Raw genomic sequence first — 18,132 nt, forward strand, 5'->3', positions numbered from 1 at the left:
CGGCGGAAAAGAAGGCAGTTCGCAGAGTCAGACGGGGCCCGACGATCCGTCGGCCGTGGCGTCGGCGTCCGCGTCGGTCGCGGTGTCGGCTGTGGACACGGTGCCCTGGAACGCCCAGGCAGTCGTCGCGGTCATGGCCGCGAAGATGGTCAGCGCGGCGGTGTGGTGGAGGACCTGCGCGACCGGTCCGTAGAACCAGATCGTGTTCGCGCCGAGCAGGACCTGCGCGGGCAGGACGGCGAGGGCGATCGTCGAGGCCCAGCGGATGTCGGTCCGGGGCTGACGTTTCCAGGCGGCGTAGGTCGTCCCGATAATCATGAAGCCAGTGACCATCGCGACGAAGCGGTGGAACCACTCGACGAAACTCGGCCAGTCCGCCGGGAACAGGCCGAACACGGCCCCGTTACAGAGCGGCCAGCGTGCGCCACAGGACAGTCCCGCACCGATGGCACCGGTGTAGACGCCGAGCAGGATGAGCGAGAACGTCATCCCGGTCGTCGCCGCGGCGAGGTGGCGAAAGCCCAATCGCATACTCGCCCCTCGGGGTCGCGTCTACTTATGCTCGGCCTTTCGTTCCCGGGCGGTGGGATCGACGAACGTCGAACATTATTTTCGGTTACCTTTTTACGCTGGCAAGGTCCCCCTAGTGCATGGGACTAGACGAGGATTCGCTCGACTATCACCGGGAGGACCCCCCGGGGAAGATCGAGATCTCGACGACGAAGCCAACCAACACCCAGCGTGATCTGAGCCTCGCCTACTCGCCGGGCGTCGCCGCCCCCTGCCGTGCGATCCGGGACAACCCCAACGACGCGTACAGCTACACCGCGAAGGGGAACCTCGTCGGCGTCGTCTCCGACGGCACTGCGGTGCTCGGCCTGGGCGACATCGGCGCACAGGCCTCGAAACCCGTGATGGAAGGCAAGGGCGTCCTGTTCAAACGGTTCGCCGACATCGACGTCTTCGACATCGAACTGGAGGACGCAGACACCGAGGAGATGATCCGCTCGATCAGTTCGATGGAGCCGACGTTCGGCGGGATCAACCTCGAGGATATCAAAGCGCCCGAGTGTTTCGAGGTCGAGGAACGCCTCCGCGAGGAGATGGACATCCCCATCTTCCACGACGACCAGCACGGCACCGCGATCATCTCCGGGGCCGCACTGCTCAACGCCGCCGACATCGCGGGCAAGGAGCTCGACGAGCTGGACATCGTCTTCTCCGGTGCCGGTGCGAGCGCGATCGCCTCCGCGCGCTTTTACATCTCACTGGGCGCGAAACGCGAGAACATCACGATGTGTGACTCCTCGGGGATCATCACCGAGGCCCGCGCCGAGAACGAGGACGTCAACGAGTTCAAAAAGGAGTTCGCCCGCGACGTGCCCGAGGGTGATCTGGCGGATGCGATGGTCGACGCCGACGTGTTCGTCGGCCTCTCGGTCGGCGGCATCGTCGACCAGGAGATGGTCCAGTCGATGGGGTCGGATCCGATCATCTTCGCGATGGCCAACCCCGACCCCGAGATCGCCTACGAGGACGCCAAACAGGCCCGCGACGACACCGTCATCATGGCCACGGGCCGCTCGGATTACCCCAACCAGGTCAACAACGTCCTCGGGTTCCCCTTCATCTTCCGGGGCGCACTCGACGTGCGCGCCACCGAGATCAACGAGGAGATGAAACGCGCCGCTGCCGAGGCGCTGGCCGAGTTGGCCCGCCAGGACGTGCCCGACGCCGTCGTCAAGGCCTACGGCGATCAGCCCCTCCAGTACGGCCCGGAGTACGTCATCCCGAAGCCGCTCGACCCACGCGTCCTCTTCGAGGTCGCGCCAGCCGTGGCCGAGGCCGCCATGGACAGCGGGGCCGCCCGCGTCGAGATCGAACACGACGAGTACGTCGAGCAACTGGAGGCCCGGCTCGGCAAATCGAGAGAGATGATGCGGGTCGTCCTCAACAAGGCCAAAAACGAGCCAAAGCGGGTCGTCCTCGCGGAGGGTGACGACGAGAAGATGATCCGTGCGGCCTACCAGATGGCCGATCAGGGGATCGCCGACCCCATCCTGATCGGCGACCGCGAGCGCATCTGGGCGATCATGGAGACCCTGGCGCTGGATTTCGATCCCGAGATCGTCGACCCCGGCGAGGGGAGTCTCGAACCCTACGCCGAGCGGCTGTACGACCTCCGCAAGCGCAAGGGGATCACCCGCCGCGAGGCCGGCGAACTCGTCCAGGACGGCAACTATCTCGGCAGCGTCATGGTCGAGATGGGTGACGCCGACGCCATGCTGACCGGGCTGATGCACAACTACCCCTCGGCGCTCAAGCCGCCCCTGCAGATCGTCGGCACCGCGGAGGACGCCAACTACGCGGCGGGCGTCTATATGCTCACCTTCAAGAACCGCGTCGTGTTCTGCGTCGACACCACCGTCAACCAGAACCCCGATGCCGAGGTCCTCTCGGAGGTCACCTGCCACACTGCAGAGCTGGCCCGCCGGTTCAACATCGAACCCCGCGCGGCCATGCTGTCGTACTCGAACTTCGGGAGCGTCGACAACGAGGGCACGCGCAAGCCACGGAAGGCCGCCGATCTCCTGCGTGACGACCCACAGGTCGACTTCCCCGTCGACGGGGAGATGCAGGCCGACACCGCCGTCGTCGAGGATATCCTCAACGGCACCTACGAGTTCTCCGACCTCGAAGAGCCAGCGAACATCCTCGTGTTCCCGAATCTGGAAGCCGGGAACATCGGCTACAAGCTCCTCCAGCGCCTCGGTGGCGCGGAGGCCATCGGCCCGATGCTCGTCGGCATGGACAAGCCCGTCCACGTCCTCCAGCGCGGCGACGAGGTCAAAGACATCGTGAATCTGGCGAGCGTCGCCGTCGTGGACGCCCAGCAGAACGACTACTAGCCACCACTTTTTACGTCGGGGGGTGCGCTTCGCGCACCCCCCGAAGCAAAAACTTGGGGAAAAAGGCGGGACTCGCGCTCCGCGCGAGTCCCGGGATACCCGCGAGCGACCACGGGGAGCGAGTGGGTGCTCGTCAGAGCCCTGCTCTGACGGTGACCGGCGCGCCGCCGGCGCGCGGATGCTGGACATCCGCCATTAAACCTCGTGCCTCACTCCGTCCCCAGCGACGCTAGCCGTTGCTCGGTCTCGAAGTAGAACTCGGCGATCAGACCCGACCAGAGAAAGGCGAGGACGACGACGGAGACGGCACCGGGGACCCCGACCGGCGAGAGGATGCTTGCGACTGCCAGCCCCACGGCCAGCACCGTCACGAGAAAGACGTACTCGTCGAGGGGGTCCGTGGCTAACAGTGAGGTGTCGAAGTAGGCGTAGGCCGCGCCGAGGGTGACACCGACGACGAGTGCGGCGACGGACACGAGCAAGGGGCCGTCCGGAAACGGACCACCCCACAGCTCGACCACGGCGTAGATCGTCAGCGCGAGTGTCAGCACCCCAGCCTGAGCGACTGACCCGACTGGCTCCCAGAACCCCCCATCGCTCCCCATTGCCCCATCGTGGTACCGGCCAGCATGATAAATCTTACCGCGTCAGTCGCTGGCACCGCGGTCCGACCGGGACGGCGGGGGGACCTGCTGCTCGGTCGGGTCCTTCGGGATGACACAGCGGTCGGGTTCGTGATTGACGTGGGCGTACTGGTCCGGGGCGTTCGCCAGCGGATGCGCCGGGTTCACGTCGCCCGAGATGCGGGCGGCCCTGATCTCGTCGAACCCGTTGATCCGGGCCCGGATGCCCCGCCAGTGGTAGGTCGTGGCCCGCGGGACGGAGACGGCGGGGTTCCAGTCTGCGCCACGGGAATCGAGGACGGCCTGGTTGACGTTGCCCGCCAGGTCGTCGTGATCGATCAGGACGCCGATGCGAGCGTCGTCGGGCGCTCGCGCCGCGAGGACGTCCAGCCCGAGATGGAGTGCGCGGTACTCGGCGACGTTGTTGTCGGGAGCGCTGTCGGCGACCGAGAGCCGCGCCACACGCTCCCCGTCGCGTGTCTCGATGACCACGCCGAGACCACCGTCGGGGTCGTCCTCGCCCCCGACCGCGCCACTCCGGCCTCTGTAGGAGCCGTCTGTGGCGAGATAGAAGTCCCGGTGGTGGGTGCGAGGCGGGTGTGCAATGTGTGGCGTCGGCGACTCGTCGAACAGGTCCCGAAGGGACGGCCGGCCGTAAGCGGCCATATCTCCACTATGGAGACGGGACAATTTAAATATATGGGCCTTTCGAGGCGACGACTGGACGCCCGCACGCGGGTTCACCCACCGGAAGGCCTACGGCCGGGCCGGCCGTCCGCCCGGGTATGCCCACCGCTCGCGACATCATGACGACCGACGTGGAGACGGTCGCACCCGACGACGACGTGGCCGAAGTCCTCACGAAACTGGCACAGGCGGCGTTCAACGGCTACCCGGTCACCGACGGCGACGAACTCGTCGGCATCGTCACGCAGGGCGACCTGGTCGACCTGTTCCAGCCCTCCGACCGGACGCTGTGGATCCCCGTCGGCTTCCCGCCGTTCCTGGAGAGCCTCACCTACGGGTTGGATCTCTCGTGGGACAACCTGGACGTGGGGCTGGACATGGTTCGTAACTCCGGGAAGTCGATCAGCGACGTGATGACGGCCGACGTGGTGACGGTCGCACCCGACGACGATATCGACCGCGTGCTGGCGCTACTGGCCGACAGCGAGCGGGACATCAATCGTCTGCCGGTCGTCGAGGACAGCGAGGCGCGAAGCGCCTCTGGCAACCGGACGCAGTCCGGCGACGGCCGTGTCGTCGGGATCATCGCCCGCGAGGATCTACTGCGGGCGCTTCGCGACGAGCGACTCGAGAAGGCGGGGTAGGGCGGGGCGGCAAATCAGTCGTGGTAGCGGTGGCCGATGACCGCCGCGACCACGTTCAGGGCGAGCAGACCGACGAACGCACCGACGATCGAGCTACTCCGGAGGCCGTAGGCCAAAAGCGGGAAATAGAGGAAAGGCAAGACGATCGCGGACCAGAAGGCGAGACCGGTCACGCCGGTTTTCAGACCGGTTCCGTACTGCGCCAGCGCGGGACGGACGTCACTCACTGGCGGGAACAGTTGCCGTTCGTTACTGGAGGGACTTGACGAGGCCATCGTATCGTTCTACTACCTGCTTGCACAGCCGACCCCTTATAACCGGACGAGCCTTCGACCCGTTTCGGCTCATTTCACTCGACCACCAGCAGTATACCGACCTTTCACGACGGCCGCAGATCGCCGTATAAATTTTATCCTCGTGTCTAAGCCCGTAACGTTGGGTTACAGTCAGCCATTATTCCGCACACAACTGGCCGGAACGAGTGGGGTCGATTCGAGAGGTAAGTCAGTGGTTACCATACACATGGCTACTATCGACACGAATCGAGATCGGTGCGCAGTCGTTCCCGGGTCGACGAGTCGAGGTCGGCGATCGCATCGTCCGTGAAGGGTGAGGCCAGGAGCGTCGCGAGAGCGCGGTCGGTCTTCTCCCGGATGCGGTCGACCGCCTTCTCGACTGAGTCGACGGATTCGTCCCGTGTCGCGGCGATCTCGTCGACGGAGTTGCCCGCCTCGAGCATGGCCGCAATCTCGCGTTCGCCGTGGCTCAGAATCGAGGCCTCGGGCGTGGCGTCGGACATACCGACGGTTCGGCAGGGGCGGTCAAAACGGTGGCGTCAGCCTAGCACGGTGACGCCGACCTCGTGGGGGCCAGTCGGCGTGTCGAGCGTGACGGTGTCGACGAAGTGGTCGGTGACGGCCTCGCGCCAGGCGTCGACGGCCTCGGCGTGGCGTTCCCGGTGGCGCTCGCGCGTGTACTCGACGGTCGGATCCTCGCGGAGATCGTCTTCGGTCTGGGCCGGCGTGGGATAGACCGGCGCGGACTCGGTGACGAGGGCGTCGGGAGCGACGTGGATCGGTGCGGGTTCGTCGTCGTACTCGGTCGCACCGTCGCGGTGGAGTCGGGCGCGCATCCGCCCGCTGAACGGCGGGGTCACGCGCAAGACGGGGTCCTGTCCGCTCCGGCGGCCCGCCTCCAGCGCAGTGACCACGTCCTCGGCGTCGACCGCGATCGAGTTGATCGCCGTCGGATCGGGTGACCCGGTCATAGCGACAGGTGGCGGGCCACAGCCTTCAGCGTTCCCGTCGCCGCTCAGTCCCCTGTCGCGTTCCGCTGGACGTCCGCGATCAGGTCGTCGATGGCCGCGTTGATGTCGACCACTTCGTCGGTCTGGTCGTCGAGTTCGTCGGTGATCTCGTCGACGGCGCTGACGATGTCGGCCGCGTTCTCGGTCGATTCGTCGATCATACTGGCGACTTCCTCTGTCGAGGCGGCCTGCTCGTCGGTCGCCGTCGCCACCTCTTCGATCCCGTTGTTGACTTCCCGGACGGTCTCGCTGATCTCTTCGAGCGTGTCCATGGCGTCGTCGACTGACTCGATCCCGCCCTCGATGCGCTCGTTGTTCTCTTCGAGGCTGCCGACGGCCTGCTCTGTGTTCTCCTGAATCTCGTCGATCATGGCCTCGATCTCGCCGGCCTGGGTCTGTGACTCGCCGGCGAGGTCTTTGATCTCGTCGGCGACGACGGCGAAGCCCTCGCCCGCCTGCCCCGCGCGGGCGGCCTCGATGGAGGCGTTCAGTGCGAGGATGTTCGTCTGGTCGGCGATATCGTTGATGATCTCGACGATCTCGTCGATCTCCTGGACGCTGTCCTGGATCGTCCGCACGTCCTCGGCGACGCTGTCGGCCGCCGCCTGAATCTCCTCCATCGCGTCGACGACTTCCTCCGCCGAGTCCTGTCCCTCGTCGGCGAGGTCTCGGGCTTCCTTGCTTGCGGCGGCGACCTCTTCGGCGGAGGAGGCGATCTCCTCGACAGAGGCCGACAGCGTCGAGACCTCGTTGGCCACCTCGGACATCCCCTGATGTTGCTCGCGAGCCAGTTCCGAGATGTCCCGGGTTTGCTCGGCGATTTCGACGGAGGAATCCTCGAGTTCGGCGATCGAGGTCTGGATCTCGCTGGCCGCATCGTGGTCGTAGCCCGCGTTACGGTCGATATCCTGTTCGATGTCGTCTTCGACGGTGTCGCCGATACCAGCGTCGAGACCGGCCTCACGGGACATTGTTGACGGATGGAAGGCAACTTGCAACAAAACGATGACTACCCGGCTGTCAGCATTGATAATCGAGTGTTCGATTAGTTTATAGGTCCGGCGCTACTGCCGGTCGCGCTCGAAGAAGGAGTCGAGCAGTTTCCGCTCGGCGACCCGGAGGTGCTGGTGGAAGGTAGAGCGGGAGATATCCATCATCGCGGCGAGTTCGTCGCCGTCGACGGCGCGGGGCCAGTCGAAAAAGCCGCTGTAATACGCCGTCCGAAGCGCGGTGAGCTGTCTGTCGGTGAGTCGCTCTTCGAGACCGGCACGGAACTCCTGGCGGGTCTGGACGGGGCGTTCGTGTTCGTGATAGCCGGCGAGTTCGGTGCCCTCGTACCGATCCGCGACATCCTCGAAGAGCGCCCTGGCGTCGGCCTCGCGGGAGAGTTCGACGGTGAAGGCCGTCACGCCGTCCTCGCTGGTGACCTCCCTGGTGACGGCACCCCTGTCGACCAGGAGTCCGACGAGCGAGCCGGAAAGCGTCAGTTGCAGGAGACAGCCGTCGTCGTGATCGGCCAGCACCGTCACGTCGGTGACGGCGTCCTGATCGGTCGCAAACTCGCGGACGGTCGCGGGATCACACCCGTCGACGGTGTAGAACTCCCGGAGTGCGCCGTTCGAACCGTAGACCGACCCGGAGTAGGAGAACCGGCAGTCGAGTTCGATCGAGGCGGCGTTGAGCAGGAGCGTCGGATCGTCGACGGTGAACTCCATCTCGACGATCCGGTCGGCCGTCAGCGTTCGCTTGCTCTCCAGGGCGTCGATGGCGTTGGCGATGGCGCGGCCGAGCGCCTCCAGCACGACCTGTTCGCGCTCGTCGAAGGCGTCTGGGTGGCCGGCACAGACCGTGAGGACACCGTACTCGCTCTCCTGATTGCCGATCGGGACCGAGATGACCGCCTCGATCCCCGCGTCGCCGTAGCGTCGCCCGACGGCCGAACCACCGTCGACCGTCGAGACGATCTGGCCACGTCCGGTCGCGAACGCTCGCGCGCTCGGCGTCGGTGCGTCGGCGTCCAGCGCGAACGCCGCATCGTCGAGGTCGAGGTCCACGTCGGCCGGCCCAGCGGATGCCCGCACTCGGAGCCGTTCTTCGGAGATGCCGGCGCTCCCGATCCAGGCGAACAGGTAGGGGTCGGTGTCGGCCAGTCGCTCACAGACGCCGTGTTCGATCTCGTCCCTGGAGACCGACTCGACGAGCAACCGGGTGATGTCCTGGACGAGGCCGTTGATACGGTCGACGAGGTGTTCGAGGTTCTGGCGCTCCCGCTGTGCCTGCCGAGCGTTCGCCTGGGCCTCCAGTTCGGCGAGTCGCCGGTCCGTGATGTCGATGTGTGCGACGGTCGCGAAGTTGCCGTCACCGATTGTGAACGGCGTCGCGCGCATCAGGAACCAGCGCTGTTGCTCCGGCGTATGGCAGGGATATTCGAGGGTGAACTCCTCACACTCGCCGTCGAGGACGCGCCTGATTCCACGGACCGCCTCGACGGCGTGGTCGTCCTCGGTCGGATCGACCGAATCGAAGTAGTTGAGCCCCTTTGCATCCGCTTCGGCTCCAGTAGTCCCGTCACCCGCAGTCCCCCAAGAGCTGTTGGTGAACAGAATGTGTCCCTCCTCGTCCAGCACAGCGATCTGGCTCGACAGCGTATCGAGGGCTGCTCTGGCTATCGATTCGGTGACTTCCATTCACTGCATTTCGGGACCGCAGACGCATAAAAATCCCCCCGCCGACTCCGGGTGCCGTCCTGGGCCGCCACCGAACTGGGGTCACCTGGGGTCGAACCGCGAGAGCACCGGAATCTCCGCCCGGCGCTCGTCGGACAGCAACGCCCAGTCGATGCCAGCCGGCGTCTCGCCGCCACCGGTCCGGAGCGTCCGCCCGGGCGTCACGATCAGATCCAGCGGCACGTCGTGGTCGCCCGTCGGCACGTCGGCCTCGACCAGTTGTCGCTCGTGGACGGTCGTCGCGACCGGCGTCGTCTCCTCGACCAGCCCCAGTTCCCACAGGACTGCAAACTCCAGATCGCTGTAGCCCTCACCCTTACCGACCCGTTCGCCATCGGCGGTGACGGCGACACTTCCCGAGACGATCAGGTCGACGCGCTCCATCTCGTCGGGGCCGACCTGCACCCCGACCTCGGCGGAGCCACCGACCGTCGTCGCGTGATCGATGTCCTCGATCTCGGCGGGATCGAGCCGCAGAAAGCATTTCTCGTCACGGAGTCGCGGGACGGCCATGTAGACCGTCTTCCCCTGTCGCAGAGCCGCCCGCCGGACTGGAAGCTGTGGCGCGTCGGGATTGGCCTTGATCACGTCGGCGTCGCGCCACGCCCCGGTGTCGGCCAGTCGCTCTGCGGCGTCGTCGGCCCCCGCGAAGTTGGGAATGCGCCCGTGTGGCGGGAAGGGGAACCGCGCCTCGCCGCTCTCCTCGAGGTCGTCCCAGACGCGTTCGCGGAGTCGCTCCTTGTCCATAGTTCCCCCAGCGGTGCTACCGCCATCAGCCTTCAGGACGACACCGGGATATTAAACGACCGCAATATGTTCGCACAACGGCTACCCGCCAGTCCCACCACTCGACCGTATGAGCAGCGTTGACAAGACCAGTGGGGGCGAGGGGGAACGCAGTGCCACGACCGAACGGGGACGGCCGACCGTGACGACGATCGACGGGGCGTCGGACCGGACGATCTTCACCGAGACCGGCAACACCGACGCCTGGATCGCGACCGACTACGTCAGCGACGTCCAGCGATAGCCGCCAGTTTCGACAGCCCCGTCCGAACGCCGACCAGCCGCAGTGCTCGTTTTTCCACCGGCCACCCGCTCGGTGGACTTCGAAGCGGTCGCTCACACGAGGTTTGCGACGGAAGGAAATGCCCGGGGAGGGCTCCGAACCACGGAAAATCAGACATTTTCCTGCTCCCCCTCGCTCCGCTCGGCGGGACCCTGCGGGTTCGGAGTTTTCCGGGCATTCTCACGGCATTGCCACTCGCCGATAGCTCGTGGCGTTCGAGAGAATGCCCGGGGAGGGCTCCGAACCCTCGATCTCCGCATGTCCCAGGTTCGAGGCTGACGGGCCTCACGGGACCGGGAGCGACGCCGCGCAGAGTCTCGAAAACCCTATGAGTGCGGCGCTATGTCCAGCTAAGCCACCCGGGCTCAGTGTGCACCCGGTGCTAAACGAGTGGTCGTCTTTAACCTTCCCATCTTCGGCGGCTATCCCCGCCACTGCAAGCGAATCCCACACACGACGAGCGCCAGCGCGACGAGTCCGACCACCAGCCCGAAACCCGCACCCTCGGCTTCGGTGACTCGGGGGCCAACGACGGTCCCGGTCGGTGTCGCTGCCGTCTCGGTCGCCGTCCGCGCCTCCGCAGCCGCGTCCGCCGCCGTCACCGGAGACACCGTCTCGACCTGCGTCCGTTCCGTCGTCGGCGTCTCCGACGATGTGGCAGTCTCCGTCGACCCCTCCGCCGTCTCTGGCTGGATCGTCACCAGATCCATCCCGGAGACGCCGTCCACGCCGTCGACGTCGGCACCGCCAGCACCGTCGTCCCCGGACGCACCCGCCGGTCCATCACTCCCGCCACCACCGCCACCACTGTCACCCCCGGCGTCGTCGCCGTCGTCGGTCGAGTCCGCGCCGCCGCTCGCCTCGTTTTCGTCGGCCGGTCGCTGTGCCGTCGCCGGTTCGGGGGAGTCGGTAGCCGGAGCGTCTGGCGTCCCCGAGTCAGCGTCCGTCGGCGGTGCGGTCTGAGTTCCCGGTTCGGCGGGTGTGGATGTCTGCGACGGCGTCTCCGGTTCGGTCGGCGTGCCGGGTCGGGCTGGCGTGTCGGTATCCCGTCCCGCAGAGGAGTTCGTGTCCGGTTTCGCGGGCGTGCCCGTTCCCGTCGGCGTATCGGCTTCGGGCGTGGCCGGATCGGCTGGCGTCGACGAGTCGTCGGTTGGTCCCTGCTCGGCCGGCGTAGATGTCCCGCCGTCCGGCGTCGACGAGGCCGGCGTGTCGGACGCATCACCGTCGGGCGTGTCGGCTGGCGTGTCCGGTGCGGGCTCGGGCGTCGAATCGGGCGTGGACTGCTCGGATGCGGGCGTTTCCCCGTCGGTCGAATCGTCGTCCGTGTCCGGAGTGGGTGTGGACGGCGGCAGATCTTCGGTGGACTGCTCGGTGGCCGGTTCGTCGTCAGTATCGTCCGCCTCGTCCTCGAATATGTCTTCGACCTGGTCGAAAAAGCCGTCATCGTTCTCGTCGGCTTCCGGTCCGCCATCTCCCTCGTTGTCCGTCGGTTCCTCGTCAGTCACGTCTTCCGATCCGTCGTCACCGGCGTTGTCCTCCGACTCGTCGCTGTTCGGTTCGTCGGTTCCGTCGTCGCCTGCCGAGCGGTCGTCTTCCCCGCTCTCGCCGTCCGACTCGTCCGGGGTTGCAGTGCCGTCGTCTTCCCCGCTCTCGTCGTCCGACTCGTCCGGGGTTGCAGTGCCGCCGTCTTCCCCGCTCTCGTCGTCCGACTCGTCCGGCGATCGCTCGGGTTCGCCCTCGTCGGCTGGCGTGGGATCCGACGCGGGGTCGGTAGGTGCGTCCGGCTCCGCAGTCGGTCGGTCGTTCTCGCCGTCTTCGCCGTCGGTGTCGGGTCCGCTGTCGTCGTCCACAGCAGTTCCGCCGTCACCCGCTCCGTCGGCAGTGTCGTCCGGCGGCGTCGCTGTCCCGCCGTCGGCCCCCGATCGGTCGTCGGGGTGTGGATCGGCGGTGGTCGGCCCGTTCGGGTCGGTTGCTTCGTCGTCCCCGTCGGGCGGTGAGTCGTCGTTCGGATCCGGGTCGGCCTCGGACGCTGGCGTGTCGCCGTCGTCGGTCCCGCCGCCTTCGTCTGGTGACTCCGGTTCACCGTCGGGTTCGTCCCCCGCGTCGGGGTCGGCGGTATCCTCGTCACCGGACCCGTCGGTGTCCGGTTCGGGTGTCGGGTCGGAGCCGTTCTCCTGAGCGACGAGATGAGCCGGCGAATCGACGCCGGACGGGACGGCAACGGCCGTGGAGACGCCGAGGGAGAGCAGTGCGAGGACCGTCAGGAGGGCGATCGGTGGGGAGACGGGACGTGACACGACCGAACGGTCGACGAGGACGCGAATTGTTACACGGGGAGTATCGGGTGACAAGCCCGGCTTATCCGGTCCGGTGGCGGGTAAGCCGGTGGTACCGCTGCGGGAACTCCACGGGGTCACACCACCCGCGGATTTAAGCCACCCGGCAAGTACACAACGACCATGGAGATTCCTGACCTCGTCCGGGACGCGCTCGGGGGCGAGGACGTCGAGCTGGGCGTCAACCTCGGTGACGAAGACGTCGTCTGTCTCACGCCGACCCGGACGCTCCTGTACCGGGCCGAAGGGCTGTTGAGCGACGAGAAAGTCCAGGAGTTCCCCCACGACGTGGAGTGGCTGGACGTGAAAGAAGGCCGCCGCAAGACGAAGTTCATCCTCGAGTACGTCGAGGGCACGCGCAAGTTCGGCGTCCCGAGCAACCGGGACGGCGCGGTGCTGGAACTGCTGTTGACCGGCATCCTCCGGGCCGGCGGCGTGACCGACCCCGACGAATCGGTCGTCGGTGCCTTCCGGTTCAGCGAACTCGTGTTGATCGTCACGGACAAGCGAGTCGTCCGTCACATCGGCTCGGCGGTCTGGACCGAGGATTTCGAGGAATACCCCTTCAGCGACCTCACCGGCCTCTCGTTCGAGGAGGGCAACGTCGCGACGGAGGTCGTTCTCGAGATCGGCGGGCGACCCAAACGGATCAAGACCCCGAACGAACAGGCCCGGAAGGTCCAGCAGGTCGTCGAGAACGCCGTCTTCGACTTCTTCGACGTGGGCAGTCTGGAGGAGTTGAACGCCAGCATCGGCGTCGACGCGGGTGAGAAAGCGGAGAGCGACGACAGCGGTGGCGGCAGCGACATCGACATCGGCGGCGGCATCGACCCGCTGGTCTCCGACGACGAGGACACGAGTCCGAGCATCGACGGCCCCACGGCGAGTGGGTCGTCCGGTTCGTCGGAGACGACCGCCAAGACAGCGTCCCGGTCCCGGAACGACGGCGAGAGCGACGCCGCGTCCGGGACGGCCGAGCGACGGGAGCGAACCACCGACACCGGCGACAGTCCGTCGAGCACCACGGAGTCGACGACCCGGAGCCGCCAGTCCGGGGCGGCGAGCCAGCGCGACCTCGACGCCGTCGAGTCGCAACTCGGGGAGTTGACGACGGCGGTCCAGCGCCACAACGAGTTGCTCGAAAAACAACAGCGGACGATCGAAAAGCTGATCGAGGAGTTGCGCGAGGGACGCTAGCTCTCCCGGCCGGTGACTTTCCGGATGCACGAGGAGCCAAACGGGCCGTGTTCCCCGGCGTCGAACGTGATGAAATAGCCCGTCGAGATTTCGGCACTACAGCGCCGACAGGTGAATTCTCCCTCTTTCGTGATCACGTCATTCTCGAAGCTCACGTAGTCGTGACTCGTCGGTCGGACGGTCCCGTCCTCGCGCTCGACGATGCCGCGAGCGACAGCGGTGTCCAGAATCTCGCGCTGGACGTTGGGATCGGTCGTGATCGTCTCGATCCGGTCGAGTGCCGCGGCGACCGACAGGGAGTCGTGTTCGAGACTGGCGAGCAACTCCAGGCCGAGTTCGACCGGATCGACGTCCTGCACGCCGGACACTGTGGTGGCGACCGAATTAAGCGTTGTGAGCCCACCACAAGAGGTATAGTGCACGGGCATCGCCTCTTGTGTAGATGCGAGGCGTGACGCGCCAGCGACTCCTCGTCGGGTCGATACTCGCCGCGGTGGCGGCCGTCGCCGTCGTCGGCCGGTCGCCGACCGCGGTCCTCCGGTGGGCCGAGAGTCTCGCCGGTCAGCCGGTGCTGTTCGCGGTCGCGCTGGCGGTCCTGTACCTGTTTCGCCCGCTCGCGCTCCTGCCGGTCGCCGTCTGTTCAGTCCTCGTCGGCTACGTGTACGGCCTCGCTGGCATCCCCATCGCGATGGCCGGTGCGGCCGTGACCAACATGCCAGTCTTCCTGCTGGCCCGGTACACGGACATGGGCGGGACGCTGGCGGCCCGCTTCGAGAGCCACGCCGGGCGGTTCGTCGCGACGGCCGGCGCGTTCCGGAGCGTTCTCGTGGCCCGGCTCCTGCCGCTCCCCTCCGACGCCGTCTCCTACGCGGCCGGTCTGACGCGGGTGCCCGTGCGGTACTACGTTCTCGGCTCGACCGTGGGTGAGATTCCGTGGATCGTCGCCGCCATCCTCGCGGGGCGGTCGATGCACGACCTCACCGCCTCCGGCGCGAGCGTCGGCCTCGACGTGATCGTCGGTCTGGTGGCGCTCGCGGCCCTGTTGCTCGCCGGACCGGCCTACCGGTATCTCACCGAGGAGCGAGCCACGGGTGCCGCCGACGTTCAGTAGAAGGTGTCCGCACAGTCGTAGACGACGCCGTGTTCCGGACAGACGTACTTGCAGTGGCGGCTGTACATCGGCCGCTCACACATCGGACAGGGACGGCCTCCCGAATCGGAGTCCCGACCCTCGGTGCCGACGCCGCCGCTCTCCTCGCCCATGCTTGCCGGATGAGGCCAGCGCGGGCTTGACTCTTCGGGTCGATCCCGGTCCAATTCTAGAACCATCCCGAACGGAGTTCGGACAATCGGTTTCAGTGGGCATCGCCTCCGGACAGGTATGTCACGGCTCCGTGTGCAGGCGTCGAACGCACTGCCGGCGTTGCTGATCGGTCTAATCGCCGGTTTCACCGCCGTCGTCGGCTCGTACGCGGCCGCCGGGTTCACCCCGTCGTTCGTCGTTACGCCGGTCACGAACTGGATCCGCGAGACGAGCCCCGCAGTGGTCACCAACTCGATCATCGAGAACCTGGGGAGTCTCGGCCAAACGCTGCTCTTTTCCAGTGCGGTCACGCTGGTCGTCGTCGGCGTCGCCGCACTCGTCGTCGGCTCGCACTCCCTCGGCCAGCGACTCAACAACCGGGCGCTCCCGGTCGTCGCGACGACGGTCGGCACCTGGGCGTTCGTCGCGGTCACGACCGGCCAGGCGTTGCTCGCGCTCGGCGCGGCGCTTCCGCCGGGCGCGGTCGTCCTCCTGAGCGTGGCCACCCCGTCGCTCCCGATGCCCGAACCGATCGATTCGGGACGCAGACGGGTTCTCTCGGGAGGTCTCACACTGGCCGGCTTCAGCCTCGCCGGGTACGCCGTCGGACGGCGGCGCACGCCGAATCTCGGCGGCGAACCGCTCGCGGGGAACGCGAACCGCCAGCAACTGCTCGAAGACGCGGCCGAGAAGTCCTTCTCGATGGACGGTGCGGAGCCGCTGGTCAGCGAGAACTTCTACACCGTCGACATCGCCAACGTGGACCCGACCGTCGACGAGGCCCAGTGGGAACTGACGATCACCGGTGAAGTCGACGAGGAAGTGACCCTCGGGTACTCGGAACTGCGAGAGATGGCGTCGGTCGACCGCTTCGAGACCCTGCGGTGTGTCGGCGAGAGCCTCAACGGGAAGAAGATGGACACCGCGCTCTGGACGGGCGTCCCGTTACAGGACCTGGTCGCACGGGCCGGCCCAAACGGCGGCTGTGACTGTGTGCGCCTCCGGGCGGCCGACGACTACTACCAGGTGTTCCCGATGGACGCGCTCGAAGACAGCCTGCTCGCCTACGGGATGAACGGCAACGCGCTCCCGCGCGGTCACGGTTACCCCGTCAGGGCGCTCATCCCGGGTCACTGGGGCGAGATTCAGGTCAAGTGGCTCAGTGAGATCGAAGTGCTCGACCAGGACGCCGAGGGCTACTGGGAACAGAAAGGCTGGCACGGGACCGGCCCCGTCGAAACCGTCGCGAAACTCCACGCCGTCAACGACCTCCCGGATGGACGCAACGAGGTCGGCGGTCACGCCTACGCGGGCATCCGTGGTATCCAGCAAGTGGAGGTGTCCACCGACGGCGGATCGACCTGGAACGAGGCCGAACTCACCGAGCCTCTGGAGGGCGTCAGCGTCTGGCGGCAGTGGCGGTACCGCTACGATCCGCCGAGCGGGTCCCACGAGGTGGTCGTCCGTGCGACCGACGGCGAGGGACGCCTCCAGCCCAGCGAAGAGAGCGACTCCTATCCCAGCGGCGCGACCGGGTGGGTGTCGAAGACGGTCCAGTGACCGAGACCAGCACGAATAAACGGGCACCGTGAGAACTGCGACCAACTGTCGATGGAGAAGGCCCTGTGGTACCTGCTGGCCGGCACGCGGGGTGGTGAGAACCGGGCCCGGATCATCCGGACACTCGACGAGCGCCCGCGAAACGCCAACCAGCTCGCCGAACACATGGACGTGGATTACAACACCGTCCGCCACCACCTCGATATGCTCGAAGATCACGACGTGGTCGAGCCGGGCGGCGACGACTACGGCCAACTGTACTTCCTCACGGACCGCTTCGAACACCACCGCGACGCCTTCGAGGAAATCATCGAACACGTGGAGTAACCAATGGGAATGAGTACCTGGATCACGATCGCGAGCGGACTGGCCGGACTGAACGTGCTGTTGCTAGCGGCGCTTGGCTTCGTCTGGCTACGCAACTACCGGCAGTTCCGGTCGCCGCTTGTGCTGGGCCTGCTCGCGTTCTCGGCCGTGATGCTCGTCGAGAACCTCGGTGCCATCTACTTTTTCTTCTCGATGGGGATGCTGTACTCCGACAGCGTGCTTGCCCAGCAGTTCGTCGTCGCCCTGCGCGGCCTGGAGACGGTCGCGCTGGCCGTCCTGACGTACGTCACCTGGCAGTGAGGGTCACCGAGGGCGGCCCCTCACTCTTTCTCGAGCCACGCCGAGAGATCCGACACGGCTTCCAGTCCGTCGTGGGCGAGTTCGAGTTCCTCCATGGCGACGCCGGACCGATCCGCGACGAGTTCCGGCCCGGTCCACTCGACGGGCGTCGCCGAGAGACACCGCCAGCCCCGGACCGGCCGACCGGCCCCGTCGAGCAAGAGGACGTGAACCGTCCGCGGTTCGATCGTGCCGGCGACCCAGTTCTGGAGCCAGTCCCACAGCGTCGTGTCGCCGCCGACGCCACGGCGGAGTTGCAGGTTCGGTGACTGGGTGCGGCGGCGCTCGGTCGATGGCAGGGACTCGCGATACTGGTCGAACCAGTCGCCGAAGTCCCACCAGGGGCTGTCGTCGGCGTCGCCGTCGCCAGTCCCCGACTCCGAGTCGGGTGCCACCTCCACGCGAACGGAGAGGCCCCGGACGGCCGAAAAGCCCAGTCGCTCGCCCGTGCCGATATCGACCGCGAACCGGTGACTGGGGTACGGGTCCGGCGGGTCGTCAGCGGCCATCGGTTCGCCCCCGCGACTCGCTCACCAGTTCGGTGTCCGTCATGCCACGCGCTCGAACCCCTCACAGACGAGTTCGAGCGATTCGACGGCCACGTCCTCGCCGGTGGCGTCGAGTCGCGGGGCCTGGTAGGTCGCGGGCCACACGTTCCGGAGCTCCCAGCGAGCGCCCGCTTCGCCCTCGCGGTCGAGGACGACGATGGCGACCGTGCGCCGGGCCTCGTCGACTTTTCCCTGTTCGACCTGCTTGCGCCACTCGAACAGTTCGATGGAGTCGTCCGTGACGCCGCTCCGAAGGACGACCCGCCCGTAGCGGTTCAGCCCCGCCAGCTGTCGGACCGTCGGCGGGTCAGTCCCCTCGCGGTACTCGATCACGTCCGTGCTACTGGTCGGCTGGCGACACGCCGCGAAGCCGGCCTTGGCGATCCCGTCGATCTCCAGCAGGAATCGAATGTTCCGGTACGGGCCGTGTTTGTCCGGCATGGCTATGCCGTGCCCTCCGGTCGAAGTTCGATGTCGACTGTGCGTCCACCTGCCGCGAGGCTCCGATACATTTCGTTTCAGCTTCAGATCGGACGTACATAACGGTACCTCCCCAGC

Annotated in this window: 22 protein-coding genes and 1 tRNA gene; 8 read left to right on the forward strand and 15 right to left on the reverse strand. The window is 66.8% G+C overall.

The genetic code is table 11. The features are described from left to right. Positions 1 to 27: 27 nt before the first annotated feature. A complete protein-coding gene (locus tag BMX17_RS00245; RefSeq protein ID WP_092656421.1) occupies positions 28 to 531 on the reverse strand; it encodes a COX15/CtaA family protein in 504 nt (167 codons plus the stop codon). Between the two features lie 119 nt (positions 532 to 650). Between BMX17_RS00245 and BMX17_RS00250 the strand changes: the two genes are divergently transcribed. Beyond that, positions 651 to 2,909: an NADP-dependent malic enzyme gene (locus BMX17_RS00250; RefSeq protein WP_092656424.1), complete on the forward strand. Its 2,259-nt coding sequence runs from the start codon at positions 651 to 653 to the stop codon at positions 2,907 to 2,909. A gap of 209 nt (positions 2,910 to 3,118) precedes the next feature. Here the strand turns inward: BMX17_RS00250 and BMX17_RS00255 are convergent, their stop codons facing one another. Both BMX17_RS00255 and BMX17_RS00260 read right to left on the reverse strand, forming a co-directional pair. Continuing rightward, positions 3,119 to 3,514: a hypothetical protein gene (locus BMX17_RS00255; protein WP_092656426.1), complete on the reverse strand. Its 396-nt coding sequence runs from the start codon at positions 3,512 to 3,514 to the stop codon at positions 3,119 to 3,121. Between the two features lie 42 nt (positions 3,515 to 3,556). Further along, the gene (locus tag BMX17_RS00260) at positions 3,557 to 4,198 is read right to left on the reverse strand and encodes a ribonuclease HI (protein WP_092656428.1); all 642 of its coding nucleotides are present in this window, start codon (positions 4,196 to 4,198) and stop codon (positions 3,557 to 3,559) included. A 119-nt stretch (positions 4,199 to 4,317) separates the two neighbouring features. Between BMX17_RS00260 and BMX17_RS00265 the strand changes: the two genes are divergently transcribed. Next, positions 4,318 to 4,863 carry a CBS domain-containing protein gene (locus BMX17_RS00265; protein WP_170845285.1) on the forward strand — a complete coding sequence of 182 codons (546 nt, stop codon included), beginning with the start codon at positions 4,318 to 4,320 and terminating at the stop codon, positions 4,861 to 4,863. Positions 4,864 to 4,877: 14 nt separating this feature from the next. On the opposite strand, the gene BMX17_RS00270 is transcribed toward BMX17_RS00265, so the two are convergent. The 6 genes from BMX17_RS00270 to BMX17_RS00295 all read right to left on the reverse strand — a co-directional run bounded on the left by BMX17_RS00270 (position 4,878) and on the right by BMX17_RS00295 (position 9,642). Beyond that, complete coding sequence (locus tag BMX17_RS00270) at positions 4,878 to 5,138, reverse strand: DUF8028 family protein (protein WP_139203389.1); 261 nt, start codon at positions 5,136 to 5,138, stop codon at positions 4,878 to 4,880. Positions 5,139 to 5,392: 254 nt separating this feature from the next. Continuing rightward, complete coding sequence (locus BMX17_RS00275; protein WP_092656432.1) at positions 5,393 to 5,662, reverse strand: helix-turn-helix domain-containing protein; 270 nt, start codon at positions 5,660 to 5,662, stop codon at positions 5,393 to 5,395. A 36-nt stretch (positions 5,663 to 5,698) separates the two neighbouring features. Beyond that, entirely contained in the window at positions 5,699 to 6,130 is a 432-nt protein-coding gene (locus tag BMX17_RS00280; protein ID WP_092656435.1) for a DUF8009 family protein, read from the reverse strand. Between the two features lie 44 nt (positions 6,131 to 6,174). Continuing rightward, positions 6,175 to 7,140 carry a methyl-accepting chemotaxis protein gene (locus BMX17_RS00285; RefSeq protein WP_092656437.1) on the reverse strand — a complete coding sequence of 322 codons (966 nt, stop codon included), beginning with the start codon at positions 7,138 to 7,140 and terminating at the stop codon, positions 6,175 to 6,177. A 93-nt stretch (positions 7,141 to 7,233) separates the two neighbouring features. Continuing rightward, positions 7,234 to 8,856: a bacterio-opsin activator domain-containing protein gene (locus BMX17_RS00290; protein WP_092656439.1), complete on the reverse strand. Its 1,623-nt coding sequence runs from the start codon at positions 8,854 to 8,856 to the stop codon at positions 7,234 to 7,236. Between the two features lie 81 nt (positions 8,857 to 8,937). Further along, positions 8,938 to 9,642, reverse strand: a complete 705-nt coding sequence (locus tag BMX17_RS00295) for a 5-formyltetrahydrofolate cyclo-ligase (protein WP_092656442.1) — start codon at positions 9,640 to 9,642, stop codon at positions 8,938 to 8,940. Between the two features lie 109 nt (positions 9,643 to 9,751). Between BMX17_RS00295 and BMX17_RS25755 the strand changes: the two genes are divergently transcribed. Further along, positions 9,752 to 9,925, forward strand: coding sequence for a hypothetical protein (locus BMX17_RS25755; protein WP_170845281.1), 174 nt, complete (start codon positions 9,752 to 9,754; stop codon positions 9,923 to 9,925). Positions 9,926 to 10,188: 263 nt separating this feature from the next. On the opposite strand, the gene BMX17_RS25760 is transcribed toward BMX17_RS25755, so the two are convergent. Both BMX17_RS25760 and BMX17_RS00300 read right to left on the reverse strand, forming a co-directional pair. Next, positions 10,189 to 10,329 (reverse strand) — tRNA-Met (locus BMX17_RS25760). Positions 10,330 to 10,386: 57 nt separating this feature from the next. Then, positions 10,387 to 12,261, reverse strand: a complete 1,875-nt coding sequence (locus BMX17_RS00300; protein ID WP_092656444.1) for a hypothetical protein — start codon at positions 12,259 to 12,261, stop codon at positions 10,387 to 10,389. Between the two features lie 162 nt (positions 12,262 to 12,423). Here BMX17_RS00300 and BMX17_RS00305 point away from each other — a divergent pair, with 162 nt between their 5' ends. Further along, positions 12,424 to 13,497, forward strand: coding sequence for a DUF7115 domain-containing protein (locus BMX17_RS00305; RefSeq protein WP_092656446.1), 1,074 nt, complete (start codon positions 12,424 to 12,426; stop codon positions 13,495 to 13,497). On the opposite strand, the gene BMX17_RS00310 is transcribed toward BMX17_RS00305, so the two are convergent. Further along, entirely contained in the window at positions 13,494 to 13,856 is a 363-nt protein-coding gene (locus tag BMX17_RS00310; protein WP_211611254.1) for a DUF5830 family protein, read from the reverse strand. The genes BMX17_RS00305 and BMX17_RS00310 overlap by 4 nt on opposite strands. An 83-nt stretch (positions 13,857 to 13,939) precedes the next feature. On the opposite strand from BMX17_RS00310, the gene BMX17_RS00315 reads away from it, so the two are divergent. Next, a complete protein-coding gene (locus BMX17_RS00315; protein ID WP_092656451.1) occupies positions 13,940 to 14,608 on the forward strand; it encodes a TVP38/TMEM64 family protein in 669 nt (222 codons plus the stop codon). Here the strand turns inward: BMX17_RS00315 and BMX17_RS27480 are convergent. Continuing rightward, a complete protein-coding gene (locus tag BMX17_RS27480) occupies positions 14,602 to 14,760 on the reverse strand; it encodes an HVO_2523 family zinc finger protein (protein WP_170845286.1) in 159 nt (52 codons plus the stop codon). The two genes, BMX17_RS00315 and BMX17_RS27480, sit on opposite strands and share 7 nt — an antisense overlap. A 118-nt stretch (positions 14,761 to 14,878) precedes the next feature. On the opposite strand from BMX17_RS27480, the gene BMX17_RS00320 reads away from it, so the two are divergent. From BMX17_RS00320 to BMX17_RS00330, 3 genes are read left to right on the forward strand one after another with little or no spacing between them, the layout of a single operon-like run. Then, positions 14,879 to 16,360: a molybdopterin-dependent oxidoreductase gene (locus BMX17_RS00320; RefSeq protein WP_092656453.1), complete on the forward strand. Its 1,482-nt coding sequence runs from the start codon at positions 14,879 to 14,881 to the stop codon at positions 16,358 to 16,360. Positions 16,361 to 16,411: 51 nt separating this feature from the next. Next, positions 16,412 to 16,687: a winged helix-turn-helix domain-containing protein gene (locus BMX17_RS00325; RefSeq protein ID WP_092656455.1), complete on the forward strand. Its 276-nt coding sequence runs from the start codon at positions 16,412 to 16,414 to the stop codon at positions 16,685 to 16,687. A 9-nt stretch (positions 16,688 to 16,696) separates the two neighbouring features. Next, entirely contained in the window at positions 16,697 to 16,987 is a 291-nt protein-coding gene (locus BMX17_RS00330) for a DUF8036 family membrane protein (protein ID WP_170845300.1), read from the forward strand. A 20-nt stretch (positions 16,988 to 17,007) separates the two neighbouring features. Here the strand turns inward: BMX17_RS00330 and BMX17_RS00335 are convergent, their stop codons facing one another. Continuing rightward, positions 17,008 to 17,535, reverse strand: a complete 528-nt coding sequence (locus tag BMX17_RS00335) for a phage tail protein (protein ID WP_092656460.1) — start codon at positions 17,533 to 17,535, stop codon at positions 17,008 to 17,010. 39 nt (positions 17,536 to 17,574) lie between these two features. Next, a complete protein-coding gene (locus BMX17_RS00340; protein WP_092656463.1) occupies positions 17,575 to 18,015 on the reverse strand; it encodes a phage tail protein in 441 nt (146 codons plus the stop codon). Between the last annotated feature and the right edge of the window lie 117 nt (positions 18,016 to 18,132).

The sequence above is a fragment of the Halorientalis persicus genome (assembly GCF_900110215.1).
Taxonomy (GTDB): domain Archaea; phylum Halobacteriota; class Halobacteria; order Halobacteriales; family Haloarculaceae; genus Halorientalis; species Halorientalis persica.